The 19,493-nt window shown below is 67.9% G+C and carries 24 protein-coding genes; 11 read left to right on the top strand and 13 right to left on the bottom strand.

Annotation, left to right across the window (positions count from 1 at the left end; genetic code table 11):
* Positions 1–62: 62 nt before the first annotated feature.
* Entirely contained in the window at positions 63–659 is a 597-nt protein-coding gene (locus CV_RS18480) for an arylesterase (protein ID WP_011137282.1), read from the bottom strand.
* Between CV_RS18480 and CV_RS18475 the strand changes: the two genes are divergently transcribed.
* The 3 genes from CV_RS18475 to CV_RS18465 are packed head-to-tail and all read left to right on the top strand — an operon-like array spanning position 658 to position 4,407.
* Positions 658–1,356, top strand: a complete 699-nt coding sequence (locus CV_RS18475) for an ABC transporter ATP-binding protein (protein ID WP_011137281.1) — start codon at positions 658–660, stop codon at positions 1,354–1,356. The genes CV_RS18480 and CV_RS18475 overlap by 2 nt on opposite strands.
* A complete protein-coding gene (locus tag CV_RS18470; protein WP_011137280.1) occupies positions 1,353–3,848 on the top strand; it encodes an ABC transporter permease in 2,496 nt (831 codons plus the stop codon). The genes CV_RS18475 and CV_RS18470 overlap by 4 nt, the downstream gene beginning before the upstream one ends.
* A gap of 34 nt (positions 3,849–3,882) precedes the next feature.
* The gene (locus CV_RS18465) at positions 3,883–4,407 is read left to right on the top strand and encodes a DUF2946 family protein (protein WP_225547850.1); all 525 of its coding nucleotides are present in this window, start codon (positions 3,883–3,885) and stop codon (positions 4,405–4,407) included.
* Positions 4,408–4,472: 65 nt separating this feature from the next.
* Here the strand turns inward: CV_RS18465 and CV_RS18460 are convergent, their stop codons facing one another.
* The 7 genes from CV_RS18460 to CV_RS18430 form a co-directional block, all read right to left on the bottom strand.
* Positions 4,473–5,726, bottom strand: coding sequence for a CynX/NimT family MFS transporter (locus CV_RS18460; RefSeq protein WP_011137278.1), 1,254 nt, complete (start codon positions 5,724–5,726; stop codon positions 4,473–4,475).
* A 9-nt stretch (positions 5,727–5,735) separates the two neighbouring features.
* Entirely contained in the window at positions 5,736–6,425 is a 690-nt protein-coding gene (locus CV_RS18455) for a FadR/GntR family transcriptional regulator (protein ID WP_011137277.1), read from the bottom strand.
* 79 nt (positions 6,426–6,504) lie between these two features.
* Entirely contained in the window at positions 6,505–8,037 is a 1,533-nt protein-coding gene (gene fliD / locus CV_RS18450; RefSeq protein WP_043596690.1) for a flagellar filament capping protein FliD, read from the bottom strand.
* A 165-nt stretch (positions 8,038–8,202) separates the two neighbouring features.
* Positions 8,203–8,457 (bottom strand): hypothetical protein, encoded by a 255-nt coding sequence (locus CV_RS18445; protein ID WP_043596688.1) that lies wholly within the window; start codon positions 8,455–8,457, stop codon positions 8,203–8,205.
* A 41-nt stretch (positions 8,458–8,498) separates the two neighbouring features.
* Positions 8,499–9,173 carry a molybdate ABC transporter permease subunit gene (modB, locus tag CV_RS23675; RefSeq protein WP_011137274.1) on the bottom strand — a complete coding sequence of 225 codons (675 nt, stop codon included), beginning with the start codon at positions 9,171–9,173 and terminating at the stop codon, positions 8,499–8,501.
* Positions 9,170–9,898, bottom strand: a complete 729-nt coding sequence (gene modA, locus CV_RS23670) for a molybdate ABC transporter substrate-binding protein (protein ID WP_011137273.1) — start codon at positions 9,896–9,898, stop codon at positions 9,170–9,172. Before modA ends, modB begins: the two co-directional genes overlap by 4 nt.
* Before the next feature lie 53 nt (positions 9,899–9,951).
* Positions 9,952–10,578 carry a DUF3313 family protein gene (locus CV_RS18430; RefSeq protein ID WP_011137272.1) on the bottom strand — a complete coding sequence of 209 codons (627 nt, stop codon included), beginning with the start codon at positions 10,576–10,578 and terminating at the stop codon, positions 9,952–9,954.
* A gap of 228 nt (positions 10,579–10,806) precedes the next feature.
* Here CV_RS18430 and mltG point away from each other — a divergent pair, with 228 nt between their 5' ends.
* The 7 genes from mltG (at position 10,807) to CV_RS18395 (ending at position 15,854) form a co-directional block, all read left to right on the top strand.
* Positions 10,807–11,799, top strand: a complete 993-nt coding sequence (mltG, locus tag CV_RS18425; protein ID WP_011137271.1) for an endolytic transglycosylase MltG — start codon at positions 10,807–10,809, stop codon at positions 11,797–11,799.
* A complete protein-coding gene (gene tmk, locus CV_RS18420) occupies positions 11,796–12,434 on the top strand; it encodes a dTMP kinase (protein ID WP_011137270.1) in 639 nt (212 codons plus the stop codon). The genes mltG and tmk overlap by 4 nt, the downstream gene beginning before the upstream one ends.
* Positions 12,434–13,438, top strand: a complete 1,005-nt coding sequence (locus CV_RS18415) for a DNA polymerase III subunit delta' (protein ID WP_011137269.1) — start codon at positions 12,434–12,436, stop codon at positions 13,436–13,438. The genes tmk and CV_RS18415 overlap by 1 nt, the downstream gene beginning before the upstream one ends.
* A gap of 16 nt (positions 13,439–13,454) precedes the next feature.
* Positions 13,455–13,832, top strand: a complete 378-nt coding sequence (locus tag CV_RS18410; protein ID WP_011137268.1) for a PilZ domain-containing protein — start codon at positions 13,455–13,457, stop codon at positions 13,830–13,832.
* A 61-nt stretch (positions 13,833–13,893) separates the two neighbouring features.
* Complete coding sequence (locus CV_RS18405) at positions 13,894–14,664, top strand: TatD family hydrolase (protein WP_011137267.1); 771 nt, start codon at positions 13,894–13,896, stop codon at positions 14,662–14,664.
* A gap of 13 nt (positions 14,665–14,677) precedes the next feature.
* Positions 14,678–15,061: a hypothetical protein gene (locus CV_RS18400; protein WP_011137266.1), complete on the top strand. Its 384-nt coding sequence runs from the start codon at positions 14,678–14,680 to the stop codon at positions 15,059–15,061.
* Positions 15,062–15,077: 16 nt separating this feature from the next.
* Positions 15,078–15,854, top strand: a complete 777-nt coding sequence (locus CV_RS18395; RefSeq protein WP_043596686.1) for an MBL fold metallo-hydrolase — start codon at positions 15,078–15,080, stop codon at positions 15,852–15,854.
* A gap of 47 nt (positions 15,855–15,901) precedes the next feature.
* On the opposite strand, the gene CV_RS18390 is transcribed toward CV_RS18395, so the two are convergent.
* The 4 genes from CV_RS18390 to CV_RS18375 all read right to left on the bottom strand — a co-directional run bounded on the left by CV_RS18390 (position 15,902) and on the right by CV_RS18375 (position 18,418).
* Positions 15,902–16,363, bottom strand: a complete 462-nt coding sequence (locus CV_RS18390; RefSeq protein ID WP_011137264.1) for a CreA family protein — start codon at positions 16,361–16,363, stop codon at positions 15,902–15,904.
* Between the two features lie 86 nt (positions 16,364–16,449).
* A complete protein-coding gene (locus CV_RS18385; RefSeq protein WP_011137263.1) occupies positions 16,450–16,725 on the bottom strand; it encodes a chorismate mutase in 276 nt (91 codons plus the stop codon).
* 30 nt (positions 16,726–16,755) lie between these two features.
* Positions 16,756–17,778, bottom strand: a complete 1,023-nt coding sequence (trpS, locus tag CV_RS18380) for a tryptophan--tRNA ligase (protein WP_011137262.1) — start codon at positions 17,776–17,778, stop codon at positions 16,756–16,758.
* 229 nt (positions 17,779–18,007) lie between these two features.
* Complete coding sequence (locus CV_RS18375) at positions 18,008–18,418, bottom strand: nuclear transport factor 2 family protein (protein WP_011137261.1); 411 nt, start codon at positions 18,416–18,418, stop codon at positions 18,008–18,010.
* A gap of 115 nt (positions 18,419–18,533) precedes the next feature.
* Between CV_RS18375 and CV_RS18370 the strand changes: the two genes are divergently transcribed.
* The gene (locus CV_RS18370; RefSeq protein WP_011137260.1) at positions 18,534–19,286 is read left to right on the top strand and encodes an AraC family transcriptional regulator; all 753 of its coding nucleotides are present in this window, start codon (positions 18,534–18,536) and stop codon (positions 19,284–19,286) included.
* On the opposite strand, the gene CV_RS23080 is transcribed toward CV_RS18370, so the two are convergent.
* Positions 19,185–19,490 carry a hypothetical protein gene (locus CV_RS23080; RefSeq protein ID WP_043596684.1) on the bottom strand — a complete coding sequence of 102 codons (306 nt, stop codon included), beginning with the start codon at positions 19,488–19,490 and terminating at the stop codon, positions 19,185–19,187. The genes CV_RS18370 and CV_RS23080 overlap by 102 nt on opposite strands.
* Positions 19,491–19,493 lie beyond the last annotated feature (3 nt).

Genomic DNA, 19,493 nt, shown 5'->3' with positions numbered 1-19,493 from the left:
ATGGTTATGCGATATGCTTATTCTTCTATTTAAAACAATAACCAGTCAATGGCTTTGTTGCATTATTTCACTGGCAGTTTTGCCTTGACCGTGCGCATCATGGTGGCCTGCTTCTCCGCGCGGGGATGCAGGCCGTCGGGCTGGAAGGCGCCGAGGTCGCCGGCGAAGCCCTCGACCAGCAGCGGCACGTAGGCCAGGCGGTTGCGGCGGGCCAAATCGTCATAAACGGCGCGGAACTCGGCGCCGTAGCGGGGGCCATAGTTGGGTGGCAGCGCCATGCCCACCAGCAGCACCTTGGCCTTGCGCGCCTGGGCCAGGTCTATCATCCGCTGCAGGTTGCGCCTCATGTCAGCCATCGGCAGGCCGCGCAGGCCATCGTTGGCGCCGAGTTCCAGCACCAGCACGTCGGGCTGGTGGCGGGCGAGCGCGTCGGGCAGCCTGGACAGGCCGCCGGCGCTGGTTTCGCCGGACACGCTGGCGTTGACCACCTTGTGCCGGGGCGAGAGGTCGCGCGCCAGCAGCGCCGCCCATCCCTGGCCCGGGGCCAGGCCGTAGCCGGCGGACAGGCTGTCGCCGAACACCAGCACGGTGGCGGCCAGGGCGGGCAGCTGCCACAGCAGCAACAAAGGGAACAGCATTTTGCAGACGATAGAGCGCATGAACCATCCTGAGAAAAAGAAGGCGGTGTTGGCCGCCAGCGAGTTGGCGAAACAAGTGCATTTCCGCGGCGACGTGCTGCACATCCTGCGCAGCGCCTCGCTGACGCTGTATCCGGGCGAGAGCGTGGCCATCGTCGGCACCTCGGGCTCGGGCAAGTCCACGCTGCTGTCGCTGCTGGCCGGCCTCGACCACCCCAGCGACGGCGAGGTGGCGCTGTTCGGCAAGCCGCTGTCCCGGCTCAGCGAGGATGCCCGCGCGCTGCTCAGGCGCGACCGGGTGGGCTTCGTGTTCCAGAACTTCCAGCTCCTGCCGCAATTGACCGCGCTGGAGAATGTCATGCTGCCACTGGAGCTGGCCGGGCGCAACGACGCGCGCGAGGCGGCCAGGCAGATGCTGGAGCGGGTGGGGCTGTCGGCGCGGCTGGGCCACTATCCGCGCCACCTGTCCGGCGGCGAGCAGCAGCGGGTGGCGCTGGCGCGCGCTTTCGTCATCCATCCCGGCCTCCTGTTCGCCGACGAGCCCACCGGCAACCTCGATCCGCACACCGGCCGCCAGATCATAGACCTGCTGTTCCAGCTCAACGCCGAGCAGGGCACGGCGCTGGTGCTGGTCACCCACGACACCGAGCTGGCCAGCCGCTGCGACGCGATTTACCGTCTGGTGGACGGCAAGCTGAACGGAGCGCGCGCCGAATGACCCTGCTTGGACGTTTCCGTTTCGTCGCCCGCTTCATCCGCCGCGAACTGGCGGCCGGCGAGCTGACCATCCTCGGCTTGGCCCTGCTGGTGGCGGTGGCGGCGATGAGCAGCGTCGCCTTTTTCTCCGACCGGGTGGAGAAGGCGCTGACCACCCAGGCCACCCAGCTGCTGGCGGCCGACCTGGTGCTGTCCGGCAACGAGACGGCGCCGGACGCGGTGCGGGCGGAGGCGAGGCGCCGCGGCCTGGAGACCGCCGACAACATCACCTTCCCGTCGATGGCGTTCGCCGGCGGACAGGCGACGCTGGCGCAGTACAAGGCGGTGAGCGCCGGCTACCCGCTGCGCGGCGAAACCACGGTGCGGCTGCTGGACGGCGGTGAAAAGAGCGGCAGGCTGCAGCCCGCGCCCGGCACCGCCTGGGCCGACGCCAGGCTGATCAGCCGGCTCAAGCTGAAACTGGGCGACGAGATCGGCGTCGGCAACGCCCAGTTGAGGCTGGCCGGCATCATCGTCCGCGAGCCGGACGGCAGCATGGACATTTATAACTTCGTGCCGCGGCTGATGTTCAACAGCGCCGACCTGCCGGCCACCGGCCTGGTGCAGGAGGGCAGCCGCATCCGCTGGCGCCTGCTGTTCGCCGGCGAGGACCGCCAGGTCGCCGATTTCCGCGCCTGGCTGCGCACGCACAAGCCTAAGGGGGCCCGGCTGGAAAACGTGGAGGAGATGCGGCCGGAAATCCGCACCGGCCTGGAGCGCGCGCGGCGTTTCCTCGGCCTGACCGCGATGCTGACCGTGGCGCTGGCCGCGTCGGCGGTGGCGCTGGTGGTGCGCCGCTACCTGCGGCGCCACTGGCAGCAGGTGGCGGTGCTGCGCTGCCTGGGACTGGGCTCCGGCGAGGTATGGGGGCTGTTCGTCGGCCTGTTCGTGCTGGTGGGGCTGTTGGCCGGCCTGCTCGGCACGCTGGCCGGCTTCGGCGTGCAACTGGGGTTGATGCGGCTGTTCAGCGGCTATGTCGGCGAGATCCTGCCCGATCCAGGCTGGCAGCCGTGGCTGATCGGCCCGCTGGCGGCGCAGCTGCTGCTGGCCGGCCTGGCGTTGCCGCCCTTGATGGGCATACGCGACGTGTCGCCGGCGGCGGTGCTGCGCAACGAGCTGCCGCCGACCCGCCAGGGCGTGATCGCGCCGGTGCTGGCGCTGGCCACGCTGCTGGGCCTGGCTTCGTGGCAGGTGGGGGAGTGGTCGCTGGCCGGCTGGCTGCTGGCGGCGATGCTGGGTTTTCTCGCCGTGTCCGGCGCGCTGGCGCTGGGCCTGGTGCTGCTGTTGCGCCGGCTGCCGCGCGGCGGCAAGGTGGGCTGGCGCTTCGGCATCGCCAACCTGGCGCGGCGGCGCTGGCTGGCGGTGCTGCAGATCGCCTCGCTGTCGGTGGGGCTGATGGCGCTGCTGACGCTGACCGTGGTGCGCGACGACCTGATCGGCGCCTGGCAGCGCAGCGTGCCGGCCGACGCGCCGAACAAGTTCGTGATCAACATCCAGGGCAACCAGCTGGACGGCGTGCGCGACGCGTTTGCCGCCGCCGGGCGGCCGCTGCCCGAGCTCGCGCCCATGGTGCGCGCGCGGCTGATCGCCATCAACGAGCAGCCGGTGCGCCCGGCCGCCTACGACAACGAGCAGGCGCGGCGGCTGGCCGAGCGCGAGTTCAACCTGTCCTGGCGCGCCGAGCCGCCGCCGGGCAACCAGGTGGTGTCCGGCAAGTGGTGGGACGAGGGCAAGCGGGTGAAGCCGCAATTCTCGGTGGAGAAGGGCCTGGCCAATCTGCTGGGCATCAAGTTGGGCGACACGCTGGCTTTCGACTTGGCCGGCACCGCCTACCGCGCCAAGGTGACCAGCCTGCGCGAAGTGCCCTGGGACAGCTTCCGCGTCAATTTCTTCGTGATCGGCACGCCGGGCCAGTTCAGCCGGCAGCCGGCCAGCTGGATTACCAGCTTCCGCCTTGAGCCGGCGGACGAGGCCTTCGCCAATCAGTTGGTGGAGCGCTTCCCCAATCTGACGGTGATAGACGTGGGCAGCATCCTGGCCGAGGTCAGGGCGATGGTGGACAAGCTGACGCGGGCGATCGAGGCGATGTTCCTGTTGGCGCTGGCGGCCGGGGTGCTGGTGTTGTGGGCGTCGCTGACGGCCACCCGCGACGAGCGGCTGGCCGACGTGGGGCTGATGCGGGCGCTGGGCGCGTCGCGCAGGCAAGTGCGCAGCGTGGTGCTGGCCGAGCTGGTATGGCTGGGCGCGGTGTCCGGCTTGCTGGCGGCATTGGGCGCGATGGGAATCGGCGTGCTGGCGGCGGTGAAGCTGTTTGCTCTGCCGCTGCTGCTCAACTGGTGGCTGCTGCCGCTGGGGATGGCCGGCGGCGTGCTGGTGGTGACGCTGGCCGGCTGGCCGCTGGTGGGCAAGGTAACGAGGACGCCGCCGCTGACGGTGCTGCGCGCGCTAGGCTAGCGGAAAAAAGCGGGAGATATCCGCGGGAGGAGAAATGATGGACGAAATGGTGTTGGCGGCGCTGGCCAAGTGGCCGAACGTGCCGGCGGTGTTCGGCTGGCTGCGGCTGGACGCCCGGGGCCAGTGGTGGATCAAGGACGCCCGGCTGCAGCACGAGGGCATGGTGGAATTCTTCAACCGCAATTACAGCCGGGACGGCCAGGGCCGCTGCTATGTGCAGAACGGCCCCCAGAAGGTTTACGTGCAACTGGACGCCGCGCCCTTGGCGGCGCGGCGCACGCCCAAGGGCTGGAGCACGGTGCCCTACGACGACGACCTGCCGGCGCGCGCCGCCTGGCTGACGCCGGACGGCATGCTGCTGCTGGAGATCGGCGGCGAGCTGGCCGTGGTGGACGACCGCGACTTGGCGGCGGTGCTGGAGGAGGCGCTGCCGGACTGGGACGGGGACGCGGCGACGCTGCCCGTCGCGCTCAAGGTCGGCGACGCCAGTCTGCCGCTGGCGGCCGAGACCTTGCCGGCGCTGCAGGCGCGTTACGGCATCGTCGCCCGGCCCAGGTGAGTCGTTTGTCGGGATGAGAAAAAGCCCCGCCTAAACGGCGGGGCTTGCTTATGGGGAGAGGCCGGTTAGACGGCTTCGGCCTTCACGCCGACCAGCCGTTTGCGGCCGGCCAGCATGCCGACGCAGAAGGCCGCGGCGGCGATCAGGCTGAACAGCAGCGCCAGCGGCCAGGCTTCATGGCTGTGGCCGCGGATCAGGCCGACGGCGAACGGGCCCAGCGAGGCCAGCATATAGCCTATGCCCTGGGCCATGCCGGACAGGTGGGCCGCCACGTGCTGGTCCGGCGAGCGGTGGGCCAGCAGGCTGAGCGCGGTGCTGAACAGGCCGCCCTGGCCGAAGCCGAGCAGGACCGCCCACAGGATCAGGCTGTCGGTGGGCGCGTACAGCATGCCCAGCAGGCCGGCGATCACCGCCAGCAGCGTGACGGCGATGGGCGGGCGCTGGTTGCGGCAGCGGTGGGCCAGCATCGGCACCAGCAGCGACGCCGGCACCTGTACCATGGTGGACAAGGACAGCATCAGTCCGCCCTGCATCGCGGTGAGGCCGCGGTCCATCAGGATGGACGGCAGCCAGCCGAACACGATGTAGGCCAGCGAGGATTGCAGGCCCATGAACAAGGTCACCTGCCAGGCCAACGGGTCGCGCAGAATGCCCCGCACCCGCCATTGGCCTTGGCTGGCGGCGTGGCGGGCGCTCAATTGCGGCCACCAGACCGCCAGCGCCAGCGCGGCCGGCACCGCCCACAACGCCAGCGCCGGTCGCCAGTCGTGGCCGAAGCTCTCGGCCACCGGCACGGTGAAGCCGGCGGCCAGCGCCGCGCCCAGGCATAGCGCCATGGTGTAGACGCCGGTCATCAGGCCGGCGCGGTTGGCGAATTCGCGTTTGACGATGCCGGGCAGCAGCACGCCGATCACGCCGATGGCGGCACCGGCCAGCGCCGAGCCGGCGAACAGGCCGAACAATCCGAGCTGGGTGCGCAGCAGGATGCCGGCGGCCAAGACCAGCAGGACGGCGGCGATGGTCTTCTCGCTGCCCAGGCGGCGCGCCAGGTGGGGCGCCAGCGGGCCGAAGATGCCCAGGCAAGCCACCGGCAGCGTGGTCAGCAGGCCGGACATCGCAGGGCTCAGGCCGGTGTCGGCGCTGACCATGGCCAGCACCGGCGCCAGGCTGGACAGCGCCGGGCGCAGGTTGAGTCCCACCAGCACCAGGCCCAGCAGCAACATCAGCACGCGATGGCGGCTGCCGGTTCGCGGCGCGGCTTCGTCGTCAATCAACAGTTCGTCGGCGATAGCTTTGGATCGCCCCATGTTTTCTTGCATCGTGCTTCCTTATTGTTTTGTGTCCAGCAGCCGGTCCAGCGTGGCCAGCAGCGGGCGGGTGATGGCGGCGGCGGCGCGGCCGGCTTCGTCCGGCCGGCCTTGCCGGATCGCGTCGAAGATGGCGGCGTGGGCGGCGAAGTCCGGGTCGGGCAGCGCCTCGTCGCGGATGGAGTCCTGCACGCTCTGGCGCACCGCGCGCGAGAAAAAGTGGTACAGGCCGGCCAGCGCCTGGTTGCCGCTGGCGTCGGCGATGGCGACGTGGAAGGCGAGATCGCGCTCGGCGTAGCTTTCCGGCGTTTCGCCGTCCCGGCGTTGCAGCCCGTCCAGCGTGGCGGCGATGCGGGCGATGTCGCCGGCGCCGGCGCGCTCGGCGGCCAGCCTGGCCGCGCTCTCCTCCAGCAGGCAGCGCACTTCCAGGTGCTCGCGCAGGCTGGCGCGGCTGAGCGCGCGCATCGCCTCGCCCGGATTGACGATGGCGCGGACATAGGTGCCGTCGCCCTGGCGCACCTCCAGCAGGCCGGCGTACAGCAGCACCCGCACCGCTTCGCGCACGGTGTTGCGGCTGATGCCCAACTCGTCGGCCAGTTCCGGCTCGGTGGGGATGCGGCTGCCCACCGGCCAGCGGCCCTGTTCCAGCTGTTTGCCCAGATTGTCGACGGCGATGTCGACCAGCGAGCGCTTGGAGGAGGAAATATTCATGGGAGTCCGATTAAACATCCAATCATCCGATGAATTTTACCGCCAAACGCGGCATGGAGCAAAGGGCGGGGAAAATCGCTCAGGCGATGGCGGAGAAGCCGCTGCTGGACAGGCCCAGCCCCTGGCCGACCAGCAGCGAGTTCAGCGCGTACGGCGCGCCGATCGAGTACACCAGCGCGTACATCGCGAGGCCGCTGATCTGCTGGGAGGACAGCAGGCTGTTGCTGGACGGGTAGCTGAGCAGGTTCTGCAGATTGTACGGGAAGGTATTGGGCGTCGGCCGGGTGTTGGTCACCAGCTGCCGGGTGCGCTGCTGGGCCTGCAGCGCGCGGGTTTCGTTGACCAGCGTGCCGTTGCCTTGAGTGGTATAGCTGTTGGCCAGCGCGTTCAGCGATTGCGCGACCGTGTACAGTAGGTTGGCCGTGCCGCTGGAATCGCTGTTGTACGCGGCCTGCAGCGAAGCGACGTTCAGGTTCAGCGTGCCGCCCAAGCCGTATTGCGCCGGGCTTTGGTAGTTCAGGCCGACCTGGCTCAGCGTGGTGAGCAGCGAGCTGCCGTTGCTGTAGCTCTTCTGCGCCTGCTGGTTCAGCATTTGCGGCAGTTGCCTGGCGATAGGATCCTGGCTTGGCAGAACCTGGTTGCCCAGCAGGCTGTTGATGGCGCCCAGAGCGGTGTTGAAGGCGCTGGCCAGCGACTGGGCGCTGGTGTTGAGCTGGCCGAAGTCGACGTTGACGGTGATGTTGCTGCTGCCGGTGGCCAGCAGGTTGGCTGACACGCCGCTGCCCAGCTGGATGCCGGCGTTGCTGGCGCTGGAGCCGGACGCGCCGTTGACGGTGTAGCTGGCGTTCAGCGCGGCCTGGGTCTGGGTCAGGTTCTGGCCGCTGCCCACCGCCTGGGTCTGGTCGAAGGCCAGCCGAGACAGGCCGCTCTGGTCGGTGTTGTTGCCGTCGTTGTCGCTGACGGTGATCTTGAAGTTGTTGCTGGCGCCGGTGCTGGCCTGGCTGATCTGCAGCTGGTAGCCGCCCGACGCGTTCTGCACCACGTTGGCTACCACGCCGGCGCCGGCGCCGTTGATCGAGCTGGCGATGCTGGACAGCGTGCCGTTGCTGATGCTGATGGTCACCGGGGAGCCGCTGGCGGTGAAGCTGGTGGCCGAGGTCGAGCTGGTGTAGGCATAGCTGCCGGTGGAGATGGTCAGGCTGCCGCTGCCCACCACGGTGGAGCCGCTGTCGGACAAGGAGAAGCTGGTGGTTGCGCTTTGAGCTTGCGCCAGTTGGGAAACATTGAGCAGATAACTGGCGTTCTGCGCGCCGGAGGAGGTGCTGACGCTGGCCACGGCGGGATTGCTGCTGCTGGCGGTGCCGCCGCCGAAACGGATGGACGGCGCGTAAATCTGCTGCAGACTGCTCTGGAAGGTGCCGAGTATCGACATCAGCTGGCCCAGCGTGGACAGCTCGATCTGTATCGGATCCGTTTTGCTGCTGCTGGCGCTGGCCTGGCTGGCGGCGCTGGACGAGCCCAACAGCAAGCCGCTCGACAACAAACTGCTCAAGTTTGGCAGCAGGCTGTCGAAAGACGAGACAGAGGGGTTGTATCCGGACAGGGCGTTCATTGCCAACACTCGCAAGCCACACCTTGTTTGAGTGTAGCGCATGGCGCGCAAGTTGTTGTCCGGAATGGATTTTTAGGAAAAGTAAAACGGCATGGCGATGCCATGCCGTTTGTGTCTGGCAAAGCCGCGATTCGACGCGGCCGCCGCATGGAGAGCTGGAAGGCTTTACTTGGCCATCGCGTCCTTCATGCACTTCTTGGTGAAGCTTTGCTTGGCCGCGCCAGCCAGCTTCTTCTCAGCGGCTTTGCCATCACAGCTTTTCTGGGCGGCGGCGCTGTCCTTTTCGCATTTCTTCAGGAAGCTCTGCTTGGCGGCGCCGGCCAGTTTCTTCTCGGCTGCCTTGGCGTCGCAGGCGGCGTCAGCCAGCGCCAGGTTGGCGCTGAACAGGGCGAGTACGGCGAGCAGCACGGATTTGCGCATGGTGGATGTCTCCAGTGTGGCGCCCGCGGCGCGGGCGGATGTCATTCGGATTGTTTCTGTCGGGCGTTCAGCCAATAAACGGCGCTCAACGCCGCCAGTGAAAACAGCAGCAACATCAGCGCCAGCTGGTGGGCGGCGCCGTAGTTGGCCTGCTCCACCTGATTGTACAGCGCGATCGATATCACGCGCGTTTCGCCGTCGATATTGCCGCCTATCATCAGCACCACGCCGAACTCGCCTACCGTATGGGCGAAGCCCAGGCAGGCCGCGCTGAGCAGGCCGCTGCGGCAGGAAGGCAGGATCACGTGGCGCATCCGCTGCCAGCGTCCGGCGCCCAGCAGCCGCGCGCTTTCCAGCTCTTCCTGCCGCACCGCGCGGAAGCTGGCCAGCAAAGGCTGCAACACGAAGGGAAGCGAGTACAGGATGGAGGCGAGCACCACGCCGGGGAAGGTGAAGGCGAGGCCCGGCAAACCCAGCGAGGATGTCAGTTTGCCGACCGGCCCGTGCGGTCCGAAGGCCAGCAGCAGATAGAAGCCCAGCACCGTCGGCGGCAGCACCAGCGGCAGCATGGCGCCGGCTTCCATGATGGGGCGCAGCCGGGAGCGGCTGTGCGCCAGCCACCAGGCGCAGGGAATGCACAGGGCCAGCAGCAGCAGCGTGCTGATGCCGGCCAGGCGCAGGGTCAGCGCGATCGCGCTCCAGTCCTGCGGGCTCACGGCTTGAAGCGGTAGCCTGCCTGGGCCATCAGCGCGCGCGCCTGCTCGCCCTTGAGGTAGGCCATCAGCGCGGCCGCGGCCGGCGTCGGCTTGATCAGCAGCGCGTCCTGGCGGATCGGCTGGTGCAGTTTTTCCGGCACCAGCCAGTAATGGCCGCGTATGCCTTGCTCCAGCAACTGGGAGTAGGCGACGAAGGCGAAGTCTGCGCCGCCAACCTCGGCGAATTGCATGGTCTGGCCGATGTTGTCGCCGGTCAGCAGCTTGGGCTTCACCGCCGCCTCCAGCTTCAGGGCGGCCAGCGTTTCCAGCGCGGCGCGGCCATAGGGCGCGGTGGCGGGGTTGGCGACCGCCAGCTTGGCGAAATCGCCCTTGCGCAGCGCCGCTTCGCCGGCGTCGTCGCGCTGCTTGCTCCATAGCGCCAACTGGCCATAGGCGTAGGTGAACTGGCTGGAGGCCTGGCCGAGGCCGGCTTTCGCCAGCTCGGTCGGGCGCTCGTCGTCGGCGGACAGGAACACCTCGAACGGCGCGCCCTGGCGGATCTGCGCCGCCAGCTTGCCGGAAGCGCCGGCGCTGGCCTTGACGTCATGCCCGGTGGCCGCCTTGAAGGATTTGGCGATCTTGTCCAGCGTCTGCTGAAAGTTGCTGGCGACGGCGACATTGACGGTATCGGCGAGGGCGAGCGGGGAAAGGATCAGGCACAACAGGGCAAGGCGCAGGCGCGGCATGGCGGACTCCGGAAGCACGGTCATCCCGCCATTATGCGGCCAAAGGCCGGCGGCTAGCCAGCCGCCCGGTCGGCAGTCTTGAACTGCAGCAGCTGCTGCCAGTCACAACCAAGCAGGTCCTGCCAGGTTTCCCCGCGCGCGCCTGCCGGGTGCGGCGCCGGAGTCTGCAGGTTGACGACGCCGCCCAGCAGATGTCCGTCGAGAGAGTCTTCCAGCTGGGCGACGCTGGCCACTTGCTCCAGATAGGGCGCGATGCCGCGCACCAGCGGCGACTGGCCGTCTATCGGCCGGCCGGGCGTCGGAGCGGCGTCGGCGCTCGGGCCGCGGACGACCAGCCTCAGCCGGGCGACGCCAGGCGCCGGCTCCGCCGTCTGGGGGATGTCCGGCATCCAGGCGCGCAGCAGGGTTTGCAGGCGCAGATTGAGGCTGTGGCCTAGCGCGGTGGCCACCAGCTGCCAGCGGCCATCCCTGCGGGTGTCCAGCAGCCAAAGCGGGTCCAGCAGCAGGCCATGGTAGGGCTTGAGCAGTCCGGCGGAGTCGGCGTAGACGAACTGGCGGTTGTGCCTGCCCTGGCAGAAACCGGGCCTGGCCGTTTGCGGATCGTTTTCGCCGCGGCGCGCCACCCGGCATAGTTCGTTCCAGGCGACCAGCGCGCATCCGAGATTGAAGAAAGGTTTCATCGCTTGTTCTGCCTGGCCGGATTTCATTAAATGGAGTGAAGGAGCGACCGGCGCGAGGCCGGCTGTCTAGGCTGAAAAATAGGCAAAAACCGGCAAATGACTATTGATTTGGCGCAAACGACCGGGCTTGCGGCCAGTGCAAGCTGGCATGTCGGACAGCCTCGCTTGCTGGTATGATTCCGCCTTCGTCGCGATGGCGGCCGTCAACCTGGATTTGCGAAGCGTTAGATGAAGAAAATTTCCCGCGTTCTGTTGCTGCTGCTGTTGTGCGCGGCCGGCTGGCTGGGCTGGGCGCTGCTGCTGCCCGTCGACATGCCCGCAGGCGGCTACAAGCTGCTGGTCGGCCCCAACCGCACGATGAAGCAGATCGCGCATGCGCTGGCGAAGGACGGCGCGATACGCAATGGCCAGCTGATGATCGCGCTGGCGCGGATTTCCGGTTCCGATCGCAAGGTCAAGGCCGGCCTGTACCGGCTGGAGGGCGGGCAGTCGATGCTGGACGTGCTGGACCGGCTGGTGCAGGGCCATCCGGACGAGGCCAGCCTGACCGCGATAGAAGGCTGGACTTTCCGCCAGCTGCGCCAGGCGGTGGACCGCAATCCGGATATCAAGCACGACGCGCTGAAGATGAGCAATGCCGAGCTGATGCATCAGCTGGACCTGCCCGACATCAATCCCGAGGGCTTGTTCTTTCCCAGCACCTATCTGTTCACGCCGGGCTCTTCCGATATCGATCTGTACCGGCAGGCCTTTTCGACGATGGCGCAGCAGCTGGACGCCGCCTGGGCGGCGCGCAAGCCGGGCCTGCCTTACGCCACGCCGTACGAGTTGTTGACCATGGCCAGCCTGATCGAGAAGGAAACCTCCAGCGAGGCCGACCGGCCGATGGTGGCGGCGGTGTTCGTCAACCGGCTGAAGAAGGGCATGCGGCTGCAGACCGATCCCTCGGTGATCTACGGCATGGGCAGCAGCTACCAGGGCAATATCGCCAAGGCCGACTTGCGCCGCGATACGCCGTACAATACCTATACCCGCGCCGGCCTGACGCCGACGCCGATCTCGCTGCCGGGCAAGGCCGCGCTGTACGCGGCGGCCCAGCCGGCCGAAACCGACGCGCTGTATTTCGTCGCCCGCGGCGACGGCAGCTCCCAGTTTTCCAGCACCCTGGACGAGCATAACCAGGCGGTGCGCAAATACATCCTGAAGAAAGGCCAGCAATGAGCAGTGAGGTCCGACGCGGCCGTTTCATCACGCTGGAAGGCATAGACGGCGCCGGCAAGAGCACCCATCTTTCCTTCATCCGCGACTGGCTGGCCCGGCATGGCGTCGACGCCGCGTTCACCCGCGAGCCGGGCGGCACGCCGCTGTCCGAGAAGATCCGCGACCTGCTGCTGGATCCCGGCACCGTGGCCTCGCTGGACGCCGAGGCGCTGCTGGCCTTCGCCGCGCGCCAGCAGCACATCGCCGAGGTGATTGAGCCGGCGCTGGCCGCCGGCCGCTGGCTGGTGTCCGACCGCTTTACCGACTCCACCTACGCCTTCCAGGGCGGCGGCCGCGGCGTGCCGTTCGAGCGCATCCGCGCGCTGGAGGACTGGGTGCAGCGCGGCCTGCAGCCGGACTTGACCCTGCTGTTCGACTTGCCGACCGAAGTGGCCGCCGGACGCATGGCCGGCACCCGGGTGCCGGACCGTTTCGAGCAGGAGGCGGCCGATTTCCACCGCCGCGTGCGCGCCGCCTACCTGCGCCGCGCCGAGGAGGCGCCGCAGCGCATCGCCGTGCTGGACGCCAGCCGCGGCATCGCCGACATCCAGGCTGACATCGTGCTCCACCTGGAACGCCTGCTGGAGCGCGGCTGATGCTGTACCCGTGGCAGAGCGCGGATTGGACGCGCCTTTCCGCCGAGCGCGAGCGCATGCCCGGCGCCTGGCTCTTCACCGGCGCCGCCGGCATCGGCAAGCTGGCTTTCGCCGAGCACTTGGCGCAATCGCTGCTGTGCGAGAGCCCGGCGGCCGGCCACCAGCCGTGCGGCCAATGCCAGGGCTGCCGCTGGTTCCATAGCGGCACCCACCCCGATTTCCGCCGCCTGTCGCCGTTCGCCGACGAGGAGGAGGAGGGCAAGGAGGCCAAGACCACGCGCAAGCTGCCGCAGATCAAGATCGAGGCGGTGCGCGAGGTGATCGATTTCGCCCACCTGACCGCCCATCGCGCCGGCCGCCGCGTGATCCTGGTGGAGCCGGCCGAGAGCCTGAACCTGGCCGCAGCCAACGCGCTGCTGAAGATACTGGAAGAGCCGCCGGAGGCGGTGCTGTTCCTGCTGGTGTCGCACGCGCCGCAGCGCTTGCTGCCCACCATCCGCAGCCGCTGCCGCCAGTTCGCGCTGACCCGGCCGGCCGAGAGCGCCGCGCTGGCGTGGCTGAAGGAGCAGGGCGTCGCCAACGCCGAGGCGGAACTGGCGCACAATGGCGGCGCGCCGCTGTTCGACCACGATCCCGAGCTGGCCGCGCTGCGCGGCCAGTTCGTCCGAGGCCTGGGCCAGCCCAGTTTCGCCGGCATGCTGCAATTGGCCGAGCTGATCGACAAGAACAAGCAGCTGTCGCTGCTGCAGCCCTTGTCCTGGCTGCAGAAGTGGCTGCACGACCTGGCGGCGCTGTGCCTGGCCGGCCGCGTCCGCTATTATCCAGATCATGAGCGCGCGCTCGCCGCGCTGGCGCCGCGCTGCGACGCCGTCCAGCTGATGGCCTGCCAGCAGGCGCTGACGGCGCTGGCGCCGTTTTCCCAGCATACGCTGAATGCCCGCCTGCAACTGGAGGCGGTGTTGATGGATTACCTGAAGATCTTCGCCGGCGGCAAGGCCGGCTGAGCAAGAAGGGGCCCGCATGGATGCCGCCAACCACCGGCCGGATCTGAACAATCCCAATCGCCCCGGCGTGCTGTCGCTGCATATCAAGGAGCGCAGCGCGCTGTTCGCCGCCTACATGCCGTTTCTGCGCAACGGCGGCATTTTCATTCCCACCAACAAGGAAATGCAGCTGGGCGAGGAGGTGTTCCTGCTGCTGACGCTGATGGAGGATCCGCAGCGCATCGCGGTGCAGGCCAAGGTGGTGTGGATCACGCCGGGCGGCGCCAACAACAGCCGCGTCCAGGGCGTGGGCGTGGAGTTCGTCTCCGGCGAGGCCGGCAAGCAGGCCAAGGACAAGATCGAGGCGCTGCTGGGCGGCGTGCTCAATTCCAGCCGCCCCACCCATACCATGTGAGGTACGGGGGGCGGACGTGATATCCTGTGGGCCGGATTCACGTTTTATCTGCCCACCGACCATGTTGATCGACTCCCACTGCCACATCAATTTTCCCGACCTCGCCGAGCGCATGCCCGACGTGCTGGCCAATATGCGCCAGAACCAGGTGACGCACGCCTTGGTGATCGGCGTCAGCCGTCCCAAATATCCGCAGGTGCTGGCGCTGGCCGAAGCGCATCCCAATCTGTACGCCACGGTCGGCGTGCATCCGGACGACCCGGAAGCCGAGGAGTACAGCGAGGACGAGCTGGTGGCGCTGGCGGGCCATCCGCGCGTGGTGGGCATAGGCGAGACCGGCCTCGACTACCACTGGTGCAAGGGCGAGCTCGATTGGCAGCATCAGCGCTTCCGCACCCATATCCGCGCCGCCAGGCGCGTCGGCCTGCCGCTGGTGATCCACACCCGCGAGTCCGCCGAGGACACCATCCGCATCATGCGGGAAGAGCATGCCGAGCAATGCGGCGGCGTGATGCACTGTTTCACCGAGACCTGGGAGGTGGCCGAGGCCGCGCTGGCGCTGGGCTTCTACATCTCCTTCTCCGGCGTGGTGACCTTCAAGAACGCCAGGCAGGTGCAGGAAGTGGCGCAGAAGGTGCCGCTGGAGCGCATGCTGATCGAGACCGATTCGCCCTATCTCGCGCCGGTGCCGTTCCGCGGCAAGACCAACGAGCCGGCCTATGTGCGCCACGTGGCGGAGTTCATCGCCGGGCTGCGCGGCATCCCGTTCGAAGAGGTGGCGCAGGCCACCACCGACAATTTCTTCCGCCTGTTCGCCAAGGCGGCCCGCTGAAACGGAGGGCATCATGCGGCTGTCCGCATTGGGCTGGATCGGCTGGCTGATGGCGCTGCCGGCGCTGGCTAATTGCGTCAGCCTGGGCGGCCGCAGCTACTGCGCGCCTCCGGGCGGCCAGGCCCTGCTGTATCAGGGGCAGCCGTACTGCGGCGCCGGGGCCTGCACCTCCGACGAATTCGGCAACCTGTTCTGCTCGCCCTATCCAGGCGGCGGCGTGATCCGCGCCCGCGGCAGCTTTTACGCCGGACCGGGCCTGTGCGTGCTGGGACCGGACGGCGCGCCCCATTGCGCGGCGCAGCCGGGCGGCAACTGCGCGATCGGCCCGGGCGGCCAGCCCTTATGCGACGGCGGTTCGACGGCGGCGCCGGCGGCGCGCGCGCAGCCGTGCCAGTGATCAAGCAAGGAGAGTCGTGAACACGCTAGAAGTCACCATACTGGGCTGCGGCTCCAGTTCGGGCACCCCGGCGATAGGCTGCGGCTGCCCCACCTGCCAGTCGGACGATGTCCGCAACAAGCGCACCCGCGCCAGCGCCTATGTGCGCGTCGGGGAGCTGGGTTTCCTGATCGACACCGGGCCGGATCTGCGCCAGCAGGCTCTGCGCGAAGGCGTGAGCCGGCTGGACGCGGTGCTCTATACCCATCCGCACGCCGACCACCTGAACGGCATCGACGATCTGCGCGCCTTCTGTTATCTGAAGCAGGGGCCGATCGCGCTGTACGGCAACGACTTCACCATCGCCAACATCCGCGAGCGCTTCGGCTACGCGCTGCAGCCGCCGTCCAGGATGTGGGACAAGCCGGTGTTGCTGCCGGAGGTGGTCAACGGGCCGTTCCAGCACCAGGGCGTGACGCTGACCCCCATTCCCCTGCTGCACGGCAGCTGGCCCTGCCTGGGATGGCGCATCGGCGACGTGGCCTGGCTGACCGATCTGTCGCGGATTCCCGACAGCAGCCTGCCTTTGCTGGAAGGCTTGGAGCTGCTGTTCCTCGATTGCCTGAACGAAGATCCCTATCCGTCCCACCTGTCGGTGGGAGAGGCCTTCGAGTGGGCCGCTCGCATCGCCGCGCGCCGCACGGTGCTGATCCACATGACGCACAAGCTGGAATACCTCGATCTCAGCCAGCGCTGTCCGCCCGGCGTGGAGGTCGGTTTCGACGGCTGGCGCGCGGAAGTGGCTATGGAATGATGAATATCATGTAAAAAAACATGATCTTTATCAATGGTTTGTGAGGTTCACTTCTTGAGCGGTATCTTCTGGTCCAGCACCGCCACCGCGGTGATCGCGTTGTCCGGGCTGCCGTCCACCAGCTTGTCCGAGTAAGTCAGGTAGGTCAGCACATTGCGTTTGGCGTCGACGATGCGCACCACGCGCACATGCTTGAACACGAAGGACGCGCCCTCCTTGAACACCTGCTCCTGCGGCGGGATCGGCTTGCTGAAGCGGATGGCCCCCACCTGCCGGCAAGCGACGGAGAAGCGGGACGGGTCCTTGGCCAGCCCCATCGCGCCCTTGTAGCCGCCCGTCCTGGCGCGCGATACATAGCAGGCGACGCCTTGCACCGACGGATCGTCGAAAGCCTCCACCACCACCTTGTCGTTGGGGCTGAGCAGCTTGAAGGTGGTGGAGACTTCTCCCACTTCCTCGGCCAGGGCGGGCAGGGACAGGAGGGCGAGCAGCAGGGCGGCTTTCTTCATCGGTTTTCTCCGGCGGAACCGGCCGCGGAAAGCGGCCGGACGGGGTCACAGGGTGGAGACGATTGTAGGCAAAGCCGCCCGCGGCCTCAATCTTCGGCCGTTCTGGCGCGGAAGGCGGCCATTTCGTCGGTGACGAAGTCACTTATCATGGCGCGGTAGACGGCGGCCGTCAGCGCCGCGTCGGCGCCCAGCCGCTCGACGCGCCTCATCGCCTGGTCGGCGCGCTTGCCGCCTTCCACTTCCCCGCGGCCATGCTTGAACGCCGCCGCCTGGCGCACGCAGATGCCGCGCTCGGCGATCAGCGCCACCAGCGCGCGGTCGATGCGGTCGTCTGCGCGCGCGTTTCTGCGAGGTTTTGGCATGGGTAGACGTGTTCCATGCCGGGCTCCCGCTCAGTAATAGTTCAGGCCCATCGCCGCCTTCACTTCGGACAGCGTGCGGGCGGCGACGTCGCGGGCGCGGCGGGTGCCGGTTTTCAGCATCTCCAATACCGCCGACGGATCCTGGGCGTAGTGCTCGCGGCGCGCGCGTATCGGCGCCAGCATCTCCTGCAGGCAGTCTTCCAGATGCTTCTTGATCACGGTGTCGCCCAGGCCGCCGCGGCGGTAGTGGTCCTTCAGGCCTTGCACCAGCTCGCGGTCGGGGTGGAAGGCGTCTAGGTAGGTGAACACCACATTGCCCTCCACCTGGCCGGGATCGGCCACGCGCAGATGGGTGGGATCGGTGTACATCATCTTCACCGCCTGGCGGATGTCGTCGGGGGACGCCGACAGCGTGATGGTATTGCCCAGCGATTTGGACATCTTGGCCTTGCCGTCAATGCCGGGCAGGCGGGAGCCCACTTCCGGCACCACCGCCCTGGTTTCCACCAGCACCGGCTGGTCTACGCTGGCGTTGAAGCGGCGCACGATCTCGTTGGTCTGCTCGATCATCGGGATCTGGTCGTCGCCTACCGGCACGATGGTGGCCTTGAACGCGGTGATGTCCGCCGCCTGGGCGGCCGGGTAGGTGAGGAAGCCGGCCGGGATGTCGCGCTCGTAGCCGCGCTGCTTGATCTCGTCCTTGATGGTCGGATTGCGCTCCAGCCGGGCCACCGTCACCAGGTTGAGATAGTAGGAGGCCAGCTCGGTCAGCTCCGGCACCAGGCTCTGGATGAAGATGGTGCTCTTGGCCGGGTCGATGCCGACGGCCAGGTAGTCCAGCGCCACCTGCAGCACGTTGTCGCGCACCTTCAGGTAGTTGCCCATATTGTCGGTCAGCGCCTGGGCGTCGGCTAGCAGCAGGAATTGCGCGCAGCGCTCCTGCAGGATCACGCGGTTGCGCAGCGAGCCGACGTAATGGCCGAGGTGCAGCTGGCCGGTGGTGCGGTCGCCGGTGAGGATGATGTCTTGCGAGCTGATCGTGTCCAGATTCATGTCGATATCTCCATCGGGTTGGAGAGGAGGCCGGCAAGGTGGACTGGGAGGAACCGCCAAAAACAAAACCCGGTGCGCCTTGTCGGCAGCCTCCGGGTTCTTGTGCGTGCGCAAGCGCCGGTGCCGCCTAGGAGAGGCGCCACCACCAAAACTGGATTGCGAATGCGGATGCGGTTTTCATGATGCCATCAAAACACGGCGCCGCGCGTCGCGTCAAGCTCCGCCCGGTTCAGTGGCGCGAGCCGAGATCGCGGTCGCCGACTGAGCCTTCCACCTGGCGGGTCAGTTCGTCGCAGGCGACGATCCTGCCGTCGCGCAGCGTGATGTGGGCCAGCACCTGGAAGCGTGCGGCGCTGCCGTCCTTGTTGGCGACGCGTACCTGGTGGTGGGTCAGCACGCAGTCGTGGTCCTGGGCGACGGCGAGGAAATGCACCTCCATCTTTGCCACGCTTGCGCGCTGCAGGCGCAGGTGATTTTTGAAGTCGTCCAGATCCAGCTCGCGGCCGTCCACCCGTTGGCGGTAGCCGGGCGCCATGTAGCGGGCGATGCTGTCGTCGTCGACGCGGCCGGTTTCGATCAGCTCGGCGAACATGCCGCGGACGATGGCGAGGTTGTCGGGCGAGTGGGGGGAAGAGCTCATGTTGCGGTCTCCTGGTATGGCGGCGCTGGCCGATGGTGGATGGAGACACAGTAGGCGCTTTACGGTTTGATGTGTTAGCGGCAAAGTATCAAGTATTGTCGCAATCGGATCAATCATGGATGCCGTCGATCTGCCTTTTCATTGCCAGGCGCTGCAAGGGGTGTCGCGCTGCGGGACGGCCAGCCATGTCCACGCGGTCGGCCAGCTGATCTATCTGCGCCGCGGCGCGATGCTGTGCCAGAGCGAGACCATGCGCTGGCTGATGGCGGCGGGGCAGGTCGGCTGGATTCCCGCCGGCGTCGCGCACAGCGCCGAACCGTTGGCCGAGCTCTATGGCGTGACGGCCTATGCCGATAGCGCGGCGTATCCGGATCTGCCCGCCGAGGTGCGGGTGATGCCGGCCGGGGGCTTGATGGGATTGCTGCTGGAGCGGCAACTGCGCTACGAGGCGGAGCCTTGGCCCGGCCGCCGGCAACGGCTGGCCGGGGCGATCGTCGACGAGCTGCTGCAATTGGTGCCCTTGCCGCAGCAGCTGCCCTTGCCGGCCGAACGCCGTCTGCGCGCGCTGTGCCGGCGGGTGCTGGCGGATCTGGGGCGGGGATGGCTGCTGGACGAGCTGGCGGTCGCGCATGGGTTTTCCCGCGCCAGCCTGACGCGGGCCTTCGCCAGGGAAACCGGCGTATCGTTCGGCCATTGGCTGGCGCAGGCCAGGCTGTTGGAAGCGGTGCGCCTGCTCAGCGGCGGCGCGATGGTCGGCGAAACCGCCTTACAGGTAGGGTATCAGTCCCCGAGCGCGTTTTGCGCGGCGTTCCGTCGCCATCTGGGTATGGCGCCGGGCGAACTCCAGCGTGCTCAGGCCCGCGTTTGAATCCAGCATGGAGGGGCGCGCGGCGGCCGCTTGAGGCGCAGACGGCGCCTGCAGGTTGTTCAGCAGCCGGCGGAACAGCATTTCCGCCAGTTCGCGCTGGGCCGAGGATTGGCCCTGGCTGGCGGTGGCGATGCCGTTGACCCGCTGCAGCGATGGCTGCCGCAACGCCGCGATGGGCGACAGATTGGGATCGGGCAGATTCATGAC

This window comes from Chromobacterium violaceum ATCC 12472 (assembly GCF_000007705.1).
Taxonomy (GTDB): domain Bacteria; phylum Pseudomonadota; class Gammaproteobacteria; order Burkholderiales; family Chromobacteriaceae; genus Chromobacterium; species Chromobacterium violaceum.
The sequence above is the reverse complement of the archived record's forward strand: the minus strand, read 5'-3'. Positions and strand labels throughout refer to the sequence as shown.